Origin of the sequence: Vogesella indigofera (assembly GCF_003633895.1) — a bacterium.
In the GTDB taxonomy this organism is placed as follows: Bacteria; Pseudomonadota; Gammaproteobacteria; order Burkholderiales; family Chromobacteriaceae; genus Vogesella; species Vogesella indigofera.
Genome location: NZ_RBID01000001.1, coordinates 1 through 13603, shown reverse-complemented (window position 1 = coordinate 13603; position 13603 = coordinate 1). Strand labels below are relative to the sequence as shown.

Here is a 13603-nt window from a genome sequence, read left to right as displayed (position 1 = left end):
CGAACGACATGGATGCAATGGTATTGGCGTCACTCGCCAAGTGGCCGAACGTGCCGGCCGTGTTCGGCTGGCTGCGGCTGGATGCGCGTGGCCAGTGGTGGCTGCGCGAGGAGCGGCTGAACCAGGCCGCGATCGTGGATTTTTTCCGCCGCAACTACGCGCGCGACGGCGACGGCCGCTACTACGTGCAGAACGGCCCGCAAAAGGTCTACGTCGCGCTCGATGCCGCGCCCTATGTGGTGCGGCGCGGTGAGGCTGGCTGGCAGTGGCTGCCGGACATCGACCCCGGCACGCCGCGGCTGGCGCTGCTGGACGAGGGCGGGCGGCTGTTTGTCGAGGCCGGCGGCGAGCTGGCGGTGGTGGACGACCGCGAGCTGCTGGCGCTGAGCGACGTGATGTTGCGCAGCGCCGACGGCCTGCCGCCGACGGCGGCGGACTGGACGGCGTGGCAGCAGGGCACGCTGGCGCTGCAGTTGTGCCTGGCCGAAGGCAGCCTGCCGCTGCGGCCGCTGGCCGCCGCCGACGTGTCGCAGCGCTACGGTGTGGTGCTGTCGCCGCAGCCCTGAACGGCGCGCCGCTTTGGCGCGGAAGGCGGCCGGCGTGCGTGGTATCATCGCGCGTCCGGCGCCAGCGCGCCTTTTAACCCGGCGCCAGCGCCTCTTTTTAGCTAAGTTGATGAAGTCCGTATGCACCGATTGATAGGCCGTATCCTTGCCGCGTTCGCGCTGCTGTTTGCCCTGTGGCTGGCCTGGGTGGTTGCCGTGCCGGTGACCCCGCCCGGCTCGCCCTACACCGTCAGCGTCGCCCCCAACCGTACCATGGGCCAGCTGGCGCGCACGCTGGAAGAGGATGGCGCCATCCGCAACCGCTGGGTGATGGTGGCGATCTCGCGCATGATGGGCAGTGACCGCAAGCTGAAGGCCGGGCTGTACCAGTTCTCCGGCGCCACCGCGCTGTGGCAGTACCTGTCGCGCTTCAACGACGGCCACCCGGACCAGGCCAGCGTCACCATCATCGAGGGCTGGACCTTCCGCCAGTTCCGCGCGGCGCTGCGTGACGAGGAAGACCTGCGCCAGGACAGCGCCGCCTGGAGCGAGCAGCGCCTGCTGGCCGAGCTGGGCATGAGCGAGGGCAGTGTCGAAGGCCTGTTCTTCCCCAGCACCTATTACTACCTGCCCGGCAGCAGCGACGTGGAACTGCTGCGCCGCGCCAACCAGACGCTGATGCAGCAGCTGCAGACGGTGTGGGAATCGCGCGCCGCCGACCTGCCGTACCAGACGCCGTACCAGCTGCTGATCATGGCCAGCCTGATCGAGAAGGAAACCGCGCGAGAGGAAGACCGCAGCATGGTGGCCAGCGTGTTTGTCAACCGCCTGCGCATCGGCATGCGGCTGCAGACCGATCCGGCGGTGATCTACGGCATGGGCGAGCGCTACCGTGGCCGCATCGGCAAGGACGCACTGCGCCGCGACACGCCGTACAACACCTATACCCGTGCCGGGCTGACGCCGACGCCGATCGCGCTGGTCAGCCGCGCGGCACTGGATGCTGCCGCGCACCCGGCGCCCAGCCGCGCGCTGTACTTCGTGTCACGCGGTGACGGCACCACCCAATTCTCCGAAACACTGGACGAGCACAACGAAGCCGTCCGCCAATACATCCTGAAGAAAGGTTGATGATGTCCAGAGCGCGCTTCATTACGCTGGAGGGACTCGACGGTGCCGGCAAGACCACGCATTTGACCTTCATCCGCAACTGGCTGGCTGCGGCCAACGTTGACACCGTGTTTACCCGCGAGCCGGGCGGCACGCCGCTGGGCGAGAAGCTGCGCGAGCTGCTGCTTGACGTCGATACCGAAGCCACGCTGGATACCGAGACGCTGCTGATGTTCGCCAGCCGCCAGGAGTTGCTGTCGTCGGTGATCCGCCCGGCGCTGGCCATGGGGCGCTGGGTGGTCAGCGACCGCTTTACCGACGCCACCTTCGCCTATCAGGGCGGTGGTCGCGGCGTGCCGGCCAAGCGCATTGCGCAGCTGGAAGAGTGGGTGCAGCAGGGCCTGCAGCCGGACCTGACCATCCTGCTCGACGTGCCGCTGCAGGTGTCGCAGCAGCGCCTGAGCCAGACGCGGCTGCCGGACCGTTTCGAGCGCGAGCGCGAGGACTTCCACCAGCGTGTGCGCGACAGCTACCTCGCCCGCGCCGCCGCCTATCCGCAACGCTTCTTCGTGGTCGACGCCACCGGCGACATCGCCGACATCCAGCAGCAGCTGGCCGGCCGTCTCGCCATGCTGAAAGCACAAGCCTGATGCGCTACCCGTGGCAAGCCAGCGACTGGCAAAGGTTGGCCGCCAACTTCGAGCGCCTGCCCAATGCCTGGCTGCTCAGCGGCCCGGCCGGCATCGGCAAGCGCGAATTCGCGCAGGAAGTGGCGCGCTCGCTGCTGTGCGAGGCGCCGCAGGCCGATCACCACGCCTGCGGCCAGTGCCAGGCCTGCCACTGGTTTGCCGCCGGCAACCATCCCGACCTGCGTGTGCTGACACCGCACGGCGACGACGAGGAAGCGGAAGACGGCAAGGAGGCCAAGGCGCCGAAACGCAAGCTGCCGGTGATCAAGATCGACGGCGTGCGCAACGTGATCGAATTCGCCCACCTCAGCGCCCACCGTGGCGGACGGCGGGTGGTGATCGTGGAGCCGGCGGAAGCGCTGAACCCGGCCGCCGCCAACGCACTGCTGAAAGTGCTGGAAGAACCGCCGGCCGAGGTGGTGTTCCTGCTGGTGTCCGATGCGCCGCAGCGGCTGTTGCCGACCATCAAGAGCCGTTGCCGCCAGTTTCCGCTCAGCCTGCCGTCGGCGGCACAGGCGCTGGCGTGGGTGAACGAACAGGGCGTCGAGGACGCCGAGGCCGAGCTGGCGTTTCACGGCGGCATGCCGCTGTTCGAGCACGACGCGGCGGAGGCGGCGCTGCGCAAGCAGTTCGTGTCCGGTCTGACCGAGTGCAGCATGGGCAGCGTGCTGAGCCTCGCCGACGCGGTCGACAAGCAGAAGGTGGCGCTGGAGCTGCCGCTGCGCTGGCTGGGCAAATGGCTGCACGACCTGGCCGCGTTGCGGCTGGGCGGCGCGGTGCGCTACTTCCCGGCACAGCAGGCGGCGATGCAGCGCCTGCTGCCACGGCTGAATATCCATGCTTTAATGGATTGCCAGCGCGAACTGACCGCACTGGCGCCGTACGGCCAGCACACCCTGGTGACAAGGCTGCAACTGGAAGCCCTGTTGATGAACTACCTGAAAGCCTTTGCCGGCAAGCCCACATGACACAGGACCAGCATGGATAACGCAGTCGAGATCAAGCCCGACGCCAGCCGCCCCGGCGTGCTGTCGCTGTCGATCAAGGAGCGCAGCGCGCTGTACGCGGCCTACATGCCCTTCCTGCGCAACGGCGGCATCTTCGTGCCGACCAACCGCGACTACAGCCTCGGTGACGAGGTGTTCCTGCTGCTGACGCTGCTGGACGACACCCAGAAGCTGGCAATCCCCGGCAAGGTTGCGTGGCTCACCCCCGCCGGCGCCAACAACAACCGCAACCAGGGCATCGGCATCGAATTCGCCGCCGACGAAACCTGCAAGCAGGCACGACTGAAGATCGAGAGCCTGCTCGGCGGCGCGCTGAACTCGACGCGGCCGACCCATACCATGTAATTTTCCCTTGCGATTTATGCTTTTGGTTTAAATTGTTTTGTTTTTCCCCTTTTTGAAATAATATTCATTTTGGTTTTTTCTGCGGCAGGCAATGGCAACAGAAAAACAGGCTGAATATTGATCATGTGGGATGAACCGGTGGACAACACTGGGAGGGGGAAAAATGAAACGCTTTATTGGCGCGCTGGCGCTGTTGGCATTGATGGGGAGCGCGCAGGCAACGGAAGTCCGTGTCGACTTTGGTTTTTTTGACTCGGCCAAAGTACGTGGCGAGAAGTTTAAGAAGGCGCTGCCGTTCGGGACCGCGATCAGCGCACTGGTATTGCAGGACAAGCGTATTGAGATCGGCGAGGATTGGCTGATTTTAGGTTCTGGTTCATCTTTGGGTGAGGTTCGTGAGGAAGGCGGGCCGCTCAGTACTCGCGACACGGCCTCAGGTTATCTGTACTTGGGCAAGCGTGGTGAACATGGCTACCATGAACTAATGTACTTGCGGGTGAGTCTGCAGGGGCGGATCAATACCGAATACCTCGCCTCGACTCCCTCCGTATGCAAGAAAGGCGAGCCGTTCGAGTATCAGGATATTGTGTCTGCCGAAGAGAAAAAGATGTCCTGCATCGGAATTGCCTTGACTGACATTCAGGCCGAGATCCAGCGTTCTGAACCATTCCAGGGTGCGCACGAAGTTTTGGGCGAGCGTCTTTTTCCTGCTGATGCGGGAGCGACGAGCAAGCTGTATGCCGCTGATTACTTCGAGTCCCGTAATGCCAACCACTTTTACCTCTACCATATTGTGCGGGCGGAGCATGGGGCATCATCTCGGTTGAATCAGGAGACCACCGCCTTGCGTCAGCAAGTGCAGCAGCAGTTTTTCTGAACGGCAGTCGCGGACCGAAGATGGCGACGCTACCATTCACAAATGGCGAGTGACCTTCTACAATTTCTGCTGTCAATCTGTTGCGGCCAACGTTGGCCGCAATTTTTTTTGGAAGCCCATCATGCTGGTCGATTCGCACTGCCATATCAATTTCCCCGACCTTGCCGCGCGCATGCCGGAAGTGCTGGCCAATATGGCCGCCAACGGCGTGAGCCACGCGATGGTGATCGGCGTCAGCCGGCCGAAGTACCCTGAGGTGCTGGCGCTGGCCGAGGCACATGCCAACCTGTTTGCCACCGTCGGTATCCACCCGGATGACCCGGAGGCGGAGGAATTCAGCGAGGACGAGCTGGTGGCGCACGCGGCGCACCCGAAGGTGGTCGGCATCGGCGAGACCGGCCTCGATTACCACTGGTGCCAAGGCGATCTGGCGTGGCAGCACGAGCGCTTCGCGGTGCACATCCGTGCCGCGCGCCGCACCGGCCTGCCGCTGGTGATCCATACCCGCGCTTCTGCCGCCGATACCGTGCGCATGATGCGCGAGCACGGCGCCGATCAGGCCGGTGGCGTGATGCACTGCTTCACCGAAGACTGGGATACCGCCCGCGCCGCGCTGGATCTGGGCTTCTACATCTCGCTGTCCGGCATCGTCACTTTCAAGAACGCGGCGGTGGTAAAGGAAGTGGCGCAGAAGGTGCCGCTGGAGCGCCTGCTGGTGGAAACCGACTCGCCGTACCTGGCGCCGGTGCCGTTCCGCGGCAAGACCAACGAGCCGGCCTTCGTCAAGCACGTGGCAGAGCATATCGCCGAGCTGCGCGGCCTGTCGTTCGAGACGGTGGCGGCAGCCACCACCGACAATTTCTTCCGCCTGTTCACCAAGGCGCAGCGCGTCGCGGGGCAGGGTTGAGGCGATGACGATGAACAAGCTGCAGTGGACAGTCCTCGGTTGCGGCTCCAGCAGCGGCACGCCGGCCATCGGTTGCGGCTGCCCTACCTGCAGCTCGACGGATACGCGCAACCGGCGCACCCGTTGCTCCGCCTACGTGCGCATCGGCGACGCCGGCGTGCTGATCGACACCGGGCCCGACCTGCGCCAGCAGGCGCTGCGCGAGGGCATCAGCCGTGTCGACGCGGTGCTGTACACCCACCCGCATGCCGATCACCTCAACGGCATCGACGACCTGCGCGCCTTTTGCTACGTGAAAAAGGGGCCGATCACGCTGTACGGCAATGCCTTCACCCTCGACAACATCCGCCGCCGCTTCGATTACGCGCTGGCGCCGCCGTCGCCAGTGTGGGACAAGCCGGTGCTGCACACCGAACTGGTGACGGCGCCGTTGACCATCAACGGCGTGACGGTGATGCCGATCCCGCTGCAGCACGGCTCCTGGCCGTGCCTGGGCTGGCGCATCGGCGATGTGGCGTGGCTGACCGACCTGTCCGATATCCCGGCCAGCAGTCTGCCGCTGCTGCAGGGGCTGGACACGCTATTCCTCGACTGTCTGCGACCGGAGCCGTACCCTTCGCACCTGCATCTGGCGGCGTCGCTGGAGTGGGCGCAAAGGTTGGCCGCAAGGCAGACCTTCCTGATCCACATGACGCACCAGCTGGAATATCACGCGCTGTCGGCGCAGTGTCCGCCGGGGGTGGCGGTGGCGTACGATGGCCTGCAACTGACTTTTTAAGAGCTGACAAACAATGAGCATGCTGATTCTGGGGCTGGTCGCGCTGATCGGTCTGGTATTTTCCGTGGCCGTGGTGGTGTTCTACCTCGGCTGCCTGGGCGCGACGATGGCGGCCTTCAACCACGGCCGCATCGTGTGGGGCTCGCTGACCTTCTTCATTCCGCCGCTGTCCTTCCTGTTCGCGCTGCGGCACCGCGCCGAGGCGGACTGGTCGTTTGGCTTCATCTGGAAGGGCGGGCTGGTGGTGCTGCTGATCGTCGGCGGCGTCTGGCTCGGCATGCAGCTGCTGCCGGAGCACGCGGCGCAGGGCGCCAGCGCGATGGGCAAGCTGCTGCCGCTACCGGCCGGCCCGGTCGCGCAGTAAGTCCGCGCCGCTGGCGGGCCGGCGCTCAGCCACTCGCTGGCTGCTGCGCCTGCCATGCCGCCAGTTCCTCGGCGATGAAGTAGTTCACCAGCTCGCGGTACAGCCGCTCGATGACGTCGGCGGACAGCTGCTGTTGCTCGGCCCACACGCGGCGTTGCGCCAGTATGCTGTCGAAGCGCGCCTTGGCGCGCACGGCGTCGGCGCTATGCTTGAACGCGGTGGCGGCCTTGACGTAGCGAAAGCGCTCGCCCAGCAGCGCGATCACCTGCTGGTCGATACGGTCGATCTCGCCGCGGATTTCCGCCATGTCGCGGCACTGCGCCGGCAAGCGTGGCGCGCTCATGCGGCGTTACCGTCCGGCAGCGCCGCCAGCAGTGCCGCGCGCTCGCGTTCGCTGAAGTGGCCGATCATCTCGCGGTAGATCTTCGCGGTCAGCGCGGCATCGGCGCCCAGCTCGCCGGCGAGGCGGGTGACGCGGCGCATCACCTGGTCGCGGCGCTTGCTGTCTTCCGCTCCGTCGCCGGGCTGTTTGAAATCGGCCGCCTGCTGCACGTACAGGCCGCGTTCGGCGATCAGGCTGACGATGGCGCGATCCAGGGTGTCGATCTGGTCGCGGACTTCCTGCAAGTTACGGCACTGGTAAACCCATTCCATGATGTCTCTCCCGCGCTGGTGATGGCCGGTCGCCTGCTGGCTGCAGGCGCCGCTTAGGGGTGTGCTGGTCGCTGCCAACGCTGGCAAGCTTGGCCGCAGGCTGTGTTCAGTAGTAGTTGAGTCCCATGGCCGCCTTCACTTCCGCCAGTGTCTGTGCCGCCACCGCGCGTGCCTTGTAGGTGCCTTCCTTCAGCAGCGCCATCACCTGTGCCGGGTCCTGCGCGTAGTGTTCGCGGCGGGTGCGGATCGGGGCCAGTAGCGCCTGCAGCCGTTCCTCCAACTGTTTCTTGATCACGCTGTCGCCGAGGCCGCCGCGCTGGTAGCGCGCCTTGAGATCGGCCACCAGCGCTCTGTCCGGCTCGAAGGCGTCCAGATAGGCGAACACCACATTGCCCTCGACCTGACCGGGATCATCGACGCGCAGATGATTGGCGTCGGTGTACATCATCTTCACCGCGTGGCTGATCTCGTCCGGGCTGGCTGACAGCGGCAGCGCATTGCCCAGCGATTTCGACATCTTGGCCTTGCCGTCGATGCCGGGCAGGCGTGCGCCGGCGGTCGGCACCACCGCCCGCGCCTCGACCAGCACCTCGCGGCCAACGCTGCTGTTGAAGCGGCGGGCAATCTCGTTGGTCTGCTCGATCATCGGGATCTGGTCGGCGCCGACCGGCACGATGGTGGCCTTGAACGCGGTGATGTCGGCGGCCTGGGCGGCAGGGTAGGTGAGGAAGCCGGCCGGGATGTCGCGCTCGTAGCCACGCAGCTTGATCTCGTCCTTGATGGTCGGGTTGCGTTCCAGCCGCGACACGGTGACCAGGTTCAGGTAGTAGGAGGCCAGCTCCATCAGCTCCGGCACCAGGCTCTGGATGAAGATGGTACTCTTGGCCGGATCGATGCCGACGGCGAGGTAGTCCAGCGCCACCTGCAGCACGTTGTCGCGCACCTTCAGGTAGTTGCCCATGTTGTCGGTCAGCGCCTGGGCGTCGGCCAGCAGCAGGAATTGCTGGCAGCGCTCCTGCAGGATGACACGGTTGCGCAGCGAGCCGACGTAGTGGCCGAGGTGCAGCGGGCCGGTGGTGCGGTCACCGGTGAGGATGATGTCGTTACTGGATACGGTGCTGAGGATGTCCATGCTGATCTCCGTTATTTTGCGGGAGACCGACTTGGCGCAGGGGAGGGGAGTGCAACAAAAAACCCGGGCGCCTTGTCGGCTGCTCCCGGGTTTGCTTTACGTACGCAACCGAGGTGCCGCCGTCAGAGGCGCCACCAGGAAAAAAAGAAAGCTGCGGTTGCGGGTTTGGTAGTCATGTTTTTCATCAGATCACGGCATTGCTGCGGGCGTCAAGCCGTTTTTAGAAGCGGCGGTTGAGGTGTGCCTTGTGCATGATGGTGGAGGCGATTTCCTCGATCGACTTGTGCGTGGTGCTGATGAACGGCACCGAATGGTGGCGGAACATCGACTCGGCCTCGTTCACCTCGCGGCGGCAGTTGTCCATGCTGGCGTAGCGCGAATCCGGACGGCGCTCGGAGCGGATGTGATGCAGTCGCGCCGGATCGATGGTCAGGCCGAACATCTTGCTGCGGTACGGCAGCAGCATTTTCGGCAGCGTCGGGCTGTCGAGGTCTTCCGGGGTCAGCGGATAGTTGGCCGCCTTGATGCCGTATTGCAGTGCCAGATACAGGCAGGTCGGCGTCTTGCCGGAGCGCGACACGCCGATCAGGATCACGTCGGCCTCGGCCAGATCCTTCAGCTTCACGCCATCGTCATGGTTGAGCGAGAAGTTCACCGCCTCGATGCGGTGATCGTATTCTGCTTCGTTGCTCATGCCATGCGCCTTGCCCAGCTGTAGTGTCGCTTTTTCACCCAGCTCCCGTTCCAGCTCGCCGATGAAGGTCTCGAAGAAATCGATCACCAGCGCGTGGCTGATCTGCAGTGCGGCGCGGACATCGGCCTTGATGATGCTGGTAAAGACCAGCGGCTTGAGGTGGTCGGTGGCGCCGACCTCGTCAATCTGGCGTGTCAGCTCCTGCGCTTTCTCCACGGTATCGATAAACGGCACCGTTTCACGCTTGAACTCTTGGGCATCAAATTGCGTCAGCAGGGTGTTTCCGAGTGATTCGGCAGTGATCCCGGTGCGGTCGGAAACAAAAAAAACGGAACGGCGATGCGGCATGGTGATTTCCTGCAAATGTCCAGTGGCGGTCTACAGCGGCAAGTCTGCGGGCAGGCGGCGGCGGATGCAAGCCGCAAGCGCGGCACCTGCCGGTGGAGCGCTGTAGTTTGCCGACTACAGTGGCAGTCGGCAAAACTGCGACATTGTGGTGCAGGGCGGAACACCAGAAAGCGGCATTGTGCCTTGAGTGAGGGCAAACCCCGTGTTGTGCAGTGCAGAAGTAGCTACGCAAACAGCGACTTGTTCGGCTAGAATGCGCTATCCCTATCGTCCAATCCACATACAGGAAGTGAAGTGATGGCAGAGAACTACGTCATCTGGTTCGAGAAGCTGCGCATGACCGACGTTGAAGAAGTAGGCGGCAAGAATGCCTCTCTCGGCGAAATGATCAGTCAGCTGGCAAACTCCGGCGTGCGAGTACCGGGAGGCTTTGCAACTACTGCAGACGCCTATCGTGACTTTTTGCAGCACAATGGCCTCGCCGACCGAATCAACCAAGCCCTTGGCAAACTCGATATCGATGATGTCACCGAACTGGCCCGCGTCGGCAAGGAAATTCGGCAATGGATTATCGACACCCCATTCCCGGCCAAGCTTGATGAAGACATCAAGACTGCCTGGGACAAAATGGTCGCCGATGCCGGTGGTGCCGATATTTCCGTCGCAGTCCGTTCCTCTGCAACCGCAGAAGACCTCCCCGATGCCTCGTTCGCAGGCCAGCAAGAAACCTTCCTGAACATTCGTGGCCTTGACAACGTCAAGGACGCCATGAAGCACGTTTTCGCTTCCCTCTATAACGACCGCGCCATCTCCTATCGCGTACACAAAGGCTTTGCCCACGATGTGGTGGCACTGTCGGCTGGTGTGCAGCGCATGGTGCGTTCCGATAGCGGCGCTGCCGGCGTGATGTTCACCATCGATACCGAATCCGGCTTCGAAGACGTGGTGTTCATCACCTCTTCCTACGGTCTGGGCGAGACAGTGGTGCAAGGCGCGGTGAACCCGGACGAGTTCTATGTCCACAAGCCGACCCTGCGTGCCGGCCGTCCGGCCGTACTGCGCAAGAACATGGGCTCCAAGCTGATCAAGATGGAGTTCACCGACGCGTCGCAAGCCGGCCGCTCGGTAAAAACCGTCGACGTGGCAGCGGAACTGCAAAAACAGTTCTCGATCTCCGACGCGGAAGTGGAAGAACTGGCCCACTACGCGCTGATCATCGAAAAGCACTACGGCCGCCCGATGGACATCGAGTGGGGGCGTGACGGTACCGACGGCAAGCTGTACATCCTGCAAGCGCGTCCGGAAACCGTGAAGTCGCAGGAAGACCGCAAGGACACCCTGCGCCGTTATCGCCTGAAGAACAAGTCCACCGTGCTGGTCGAAGGCCGCGCCATTGGTCAGAAGATCGGCCAGGGCACCGTGCGCATGATCAAGGACGCGTCCGAGATGGATCAGGTGAAGGCCGGTGACGTGCTGGTGACCGACATGACCGACCCGGACTGGGAACCGGTGATGAAGCGTGCCGCCGCCATCGTGACCAACCGTGGTGGCCGTACCTGCCACGCCGCGATCATCGCGCGTGAACTGGGTATTCCTGCCGTAGTCGGCTGTGGCGATGCCACCGACCTGCTGCGCGACGGCATGCAGGTGACCGTATCCTGCTCCGAAGGCGACACCGGCAACATCTACGACGGCCTGCTGGACGTGGAAATCATCGAGCTGGAGCTCGACAAGATGCCGAAGTCCCCGGTCAAGATCATGATGAACGTCGGCAACCCGGAACTGGCCTTCGACTTCGCGCAGCTGCCGAACGAAGGTGTGGGTCTGGCGCGCATGGAGTTCGTGATCAACCGCCAGATCGGTATCCACCCGAAAGCGCTGCTGGAGTTTGATACCCTGCCGGCCGACCTGAAGGCGACCATTACCGATCGCATCGCCGGTTACGCCAGCCCGGTCGACTTCTACGTCGACAAGATCGCCGAAGGTGTATCGACGTTGGCCGCAGCCTTCTCTCCGAAAAAGGTCATCGTGCGCATGTCCGACTTCAAGTCGAACGAGTACGCCAACCTGATCGGTGGCCAGCTGTACGAGCCGCACGAAGAAAACCCGATGCTGGGCTTCCGTGGTGCCGCGCGTTACGTGGCCGACAGCTTCCGCGACTGCTTCGAGCTGGAATGCCGCGCCATCAAGAAAGTGCGCGACGTGATGGGCCTCACCAACGTGGAAGTGATGATCCCGTTCGTGCGTACCCTGGCCGAAGCCGAGAAAGTGATCGAGATCCTGGCCGCCAACGGCCTGAAGCGCGGCGAAAACGGCCTGCGCCTGATCATGATGTGCGAACTGCCGACCAACGCCATTCTGGCCGAGAAGTTCCTGCAGTTCTTCGACGGCTTCTCCATCGGCTCCAACGACATGACCCAGCTCACCCTGGGCGTGGACCGCGACTCCGGCGGCCCGATTGCCACCACTTTCGACGAGCGCAACGAAGCAGTGAAAGCCATGCTGCACCTAGCGATCCAGGCTTGCCGCAAGCTCGACAAGTATGTCGGTATCTGCGGCCAGGGCCCGTCCGATCACCCGGATTTCGCCAAGTGGCTGGTGGAAGAGGGCATCGAGACCATCTCGCTGAACCCGGACACCGTGGTGGAAACCTGGCTGTATCTGGCCAAGGAACTCAACACCTGAGTCTGACTGCCTGATCCTGTCAACGCCCGACTGGTGCGTGCATCGAGTGCACGCACCGCCCAAGTCGGGCGTTTTTCTTTGTCAATACATGTAGTTCGCAGGTAACACCCCCGATGGCAGAAGGGCGATGGTAAACTTTGCCCATTGCCGTTTTTCACCTACCTTGCGATACGAGGACAACGATGAGCCGTATCTCCCTTTCCCGCTTCCTGATCGAAGAGCAGCGCCAGCACGGCGCATTGCCGCCGGACCTGCGTCTGCTGATTGAAACCGTGGCTCGTGCCTGCAAGGCCATTGCCCACTCCGTCAACAAGGGCGCGCTGGCTGGTGTGCTCGGCGATGCCGGCACCGGCAACGTGCAGGGCGAAGCACAGAAAAAACTGGACGTGATCGCCAACGACATCCTGCTGGAAGCCAACGAGTGGGGTGGCAACCTCGGCGCCATGGCCTCCGAAGAGATGGAACTGCCGCACTCGATCCCGGATCACATGCCGCGTGGCCGCTACCTGCTGCTGTTCGATCCGCTGGATGGTTCTTCCAATATCGACGTCAACATCTCGGTCGGTACCATCTTCTCGGTGCTGGAAGCGCCGGAGGGCAACGAGCAGCCAACCGAGCAGGACTTCCTGCAGCCGGGTAGCCGCCAGGTAGCCGCCGGTTATGCGCTGTACGGTCCGCAGAACATGCTGGTGCTGACCTTCGGTCAGGGCGTGTACGGCTTCACGCTGGATCGTGAGCTGGGTTCGTGGGTGCTGACCAATTCGCGCATGCAGGTGCCGGAAAGCACCAAGGAATTCTCCATCAACATGTCCAACCAGCGGCACTGGGAAGCACCGGTGCAGCGCTACATCGGCGAGTTGCTGGCCGGTCAGGAAGGCCCTTTGGCCAAGGACTACAATATGCGCTGGGTCGCCTCCATGGTGGCCGAAGTGCATCGCATCCTGGTGCGTGGCGGTGTGTTCATGTATCCGAAGGATGCCCGCGATCCGGGCAAGCCGGGCAAGCTGCGGCTGATGTATGAAGGCAATCCGATGGCCTTTATCATCGAGCAGGCCGGCGGCGCTGCAACCAACGGCCACCAGCGCATTCTCGATATCCAGCCTAATGGTCTGCACGAGCGGGTGGCGGTATTCCTTGGCTCCAGGGAAGAAGTGGAACGCGTCACCGCTTATCACGCGTAATTTACGCGCTGGATCCGCTACCAAAGGTTGGCCGCAAACATTGCGGCCAACCTTTTTCATTTTTCTTGGCGGCGGGGTGGCTGTGGAATCAAGGACTTGCCGCTTTGGTGTCAAAAAGTCCGTTTGCGGGTGTTGACGCGGCTGGCGGGCTTCGCTATAGTTTGCCTCCTCAGCTGACGCCGCAAACGAAACGCGACGCAGCACTGCTCTTTAACAGAACGAATAACCGATAGGTGTAAGTGTCTGGCTTAGCCAAATACTTGCACTGTCAAGATTCTGAGAAACGA

At 63.2% G+C, this 13603-nt stretch carries 15 protein-coding genes; 11 read left to right on the top strand and 4 right to left on the bottom strand.

The window, feature by feature from the left end:
* Positions 1–8: 8 nt before the first annotated feature.
* The 9 genes from C8E02_RS00075 (at position 9) to C8E02_RS00035 (ending at position 6622) form a co-directional block, all read left to right on the top strand.
* A complete protein-coding gene (locus tag C8E02_RS00075) occupies positions 9–566 on the top strand; it encodes a DUF2946 family protein (RefSeq protein WP_120809188.1) in 558 nt (185 codons plus the stop codon).
* A gap of 120 nt (positions 567–686) precedes the next feature.
* Entirely contained in the window at positions 687–1676 is a 990-nt protein-coding gene (gene mltG / locus C8E02_RS00070) for an endolytic transglycosylase MltG (RefSeq protein ID WP_120809187.1), read from the top strand.
* A gap of 2 nt (positions 1677–1678) precedes the next feature.
* Positions 1679–2305 (top strand): dTMP kinase, encoded by a 627-nt coding sequence (gene tmk, locus C8E02_RS00065; protein WP_047967840.1) that lies wholly within the window; start codon positions 1679–1681, stop codon positions 2303–2305.
* Positions 2305–3312, top strand: coding sequence for a DNA polymerase III subunit delta' (holB, locus tag C8E02_RS00060; RefSeq protein WP_120809186.1), 1008 nt, complete (start codon positions 2305–2307; stop codon positions 3310–3312). The genes tmk and holB overlap by 1 nt, the downstream gene beginning before the upstream one ends.
* Before the next feature lie 12 nt (positions 3313–3324).
* A complete protein-coding gene (locus C8E02_RS00055; RefSeq protein ID WP_120809185.1) occupies positions 3325–3696 on the top strand; it encodes a PilZ domain-containing protein in 372 nt (123 codons plus the stop codon).
* Between the two features lie 163 nt (positions 3697–3859).
* Positions 3860–4573, top strand: coding sequence for a hypothetical protein (locus C8E02_RS00050; protein ID WP_147424397.1), 714 nt, complete (start codon positions 3860–3862; stop codon positions 4571–4573).
* A gap of 121 nt (positions 4574–4694) precedes the next feature.
* On the top strand, positions 4695–5480 hold the full coding sequence (locus tag C8E02_RS00045; RefSeq protein ID WP_120809183.1) for a TatD family hydrolase: 786 nt from the start codon (positions 4695–4697) through the stop codon (positions 5478–5480).
* 10 nt (positions 5481–5490) lie between these two features.
* Positions 5491–6258 (top strand): MBL fold metallo-hydrolase, encoded by a 768-nt coding sequence (locus C8E02_RS00040; protein WP_120809182.1) that lies wholly within the window; start codon positions 5491–5493, stop codon positions 6256–6258.
* 13 nt (positions 6259–6271) lie between these two features.
* The gene (locus C8E02_RS00035; RefSeq protein WP_047967846.1) at positions 6272–6622 is read left to right on the top strand and encodes a hypothetical protein; all 351 of its coding nucleotides are present in this window, start codon (positions 6272–6274) and stop codon (positions 6620–6622) included.
* A gap of 25 nt (positions 6623–6647) precedes the next feature.
* Here C8E02_RS00035 and C8E02_RS00030 read toward each other — a convergent pair whose 3' ends face one another.
* From C8E02_RS00030 to ppsR, 4 genes are all read right to left on the bottom strand, one after another.
* Positions 6648–6965, bottom strand: coding sequence for a chorismate mutase (locus C8E02_RS00030; RefSeq protein ID WP_120809181.1), 318 nt, complete (start codon positions 6963–6965; stop codon positions 6648–6650).
* Entirely contained in the window at positions 6962–7276 is a 315-nt protein-coding gene (locus C8E02_RS00025; protein WP_120809180.1) for a chorismate mutase, read from the bottom strand. The genes C8E02_RS00030 and C8E02_RS00025 overlap by 4 nt, the downstream gene beginning before the upstream one ends.
* 106 nt (positions 7277–7382) lie before the next feature.
* Positions 7383–8408, bottom strand: coding sequence for a tryptophan--tRNA ligase (gene trpS, locus C8E02_RS00020; RefSeq protein WP_120809179.1), 1026 nt, complete (start codon positions 8406–8408; stop codon positions 7383–7385).
* Between the two features lie 220 nt (positions 8409–8628).
* On the bottom strand, positions 8629–9450 hold the full coding sequence (gene ppsR / locus C8E02_RS00015) for a posphoenolpyruvate synthetase regulatory kinase/phosphorylase PpsR (protein WP_120809271.1): 822 nt from the start codon (positions 9448–9450) through the stop codon (positions 8629–8631).
* 297 nt (positions 9451–9747) lie between these two features.
* On the opposite strand from ppsR, the gene ppsA reads away from it, so the two are divergent.
* Both ppsA and C8E02_RS00005 read left to right on the top strand, forming a co-directional pair.
* Positions 9748–12135: a phosphoenolpyruvate synthase gene (ppsA, locus tag C8E02_RS00010; RefSeq protein WP_120809178.1), complete on the top strand. Its 2388-nt coding sequence runs from the start codon at positions 9748–9750 to the stop codon at positions 12133–12135.
* A gap of 182 nt (positions 12136–12317) precedes the next feature.
* Positions 12318–13316, top strand: a complete 999-nt coding sequence (locus tag C8E02_RS00005; protein ID WP_120809177.1) for a class 1 fructose-bisphosphatase — start codon at positions 12318–12320, stop codon at positions 13314–13316.
* Positions 13317–13603 lie beyond the last annotated feature (287 nt).

Coding starts and splice junctions, on each gene's coding strand:
- C8E02_RS00025 (WP_120809180.1), bottom strand. CDS start 7,276: ATGGAATGGGTTTACCAGTGCCGTAACTTGCAGGAAGTCCGCGACCAG.
- C8E02_RS00075 (WP_120809188.1), top strand. CDS start 9: ATGGATGCAATGGTATTGGCGTCACTCGCCAAGTGGCCGAACGTGCCG.
- tmk (WP_047967840.1), top strand. CDS start 1,679: ATGTCCAGAGCGCGCTTCATTACGCTGGAGGGACTCGACGGTGCCGGC.
- C8E02_RS00040 (WP_120809182.1), top strand. CDS start 5,491: ATGAACAAGCTGCAGTGGACAGTCCTCGGTTGCGGCTCCAGCAGCGGC.
- C8E02_RS00050 (WP_147424397.1), top strand. CDS start 3,860: ATGAAACGCTTTATTGGCGCGCTGGCGCTGTTGGCATTGATGGGGAGC.
- C8E02_RS00045 (WP_120809183.1), top strand. CDS start 4,695: ATGCTGGTCGATTCGCACTGCCATATCAATTTCCCCGACCTTGCCGCG.
- ppsA (WP_120809178.1), top strand. CDS start 9,748: ATGGCAGAGAACTACGTCATCTGGTTCGAGAAGCTGCGCATGACCGAC.
- C8E02_RS00030 (WP_120809181.1), bottom strand. CDS start 6,965: ATGAGCGCGCCACGCTTGCCGGCGCAGTGCCGCGACATGGCGGAAATC.
- trpS (WP_120809179.1), bottom strand. CDS start 8,408: ATGGACATCCTCAGCACCGTATCCAGTAACGACATCATCCTCACCGGT.
- holB (WP_120809186.1), top strand. CDS start 2,305: ATGCGCTACCCGTGGCAAGCCAGCGACTGGCAAAGGTTGGCCGCCAAC.
- C8E02_RS00055 (WP_120809185.1), top strand. CDS start 3,325: ATGGATAACGCAGTCGAGATCAAGCCCGACGCCAGCCGCCCCGGCGTG.
- C8E02_RS00035 (WP_047967846.1), top strand. CDS start 6,272: ATGAGCATGCTGATTCTGGGGCTGGTCGCGCTGATCGGTCTGGTATTT.
- mltG (WP_120809187.1), top strand. CDS start 687: ATGCACCGATTGATAGGCCGTATCCTTGCCGCGTTCGCGCTGCTGTTT.
- C8E02_RS00005 (WP_120809177.1), top strand. CDS start 12,318: ATGAGCCGTATCTCCCTTTCCCGCTTCCTGATCGAAGAGCAGCGCCAG.
- ppsR (WP_120809271.1), bottom strand. CDS start 9,450: ATGCCGCATCGCCGTTCCGTTTTTTTTGTTTCCGACCGCACCGGGATC.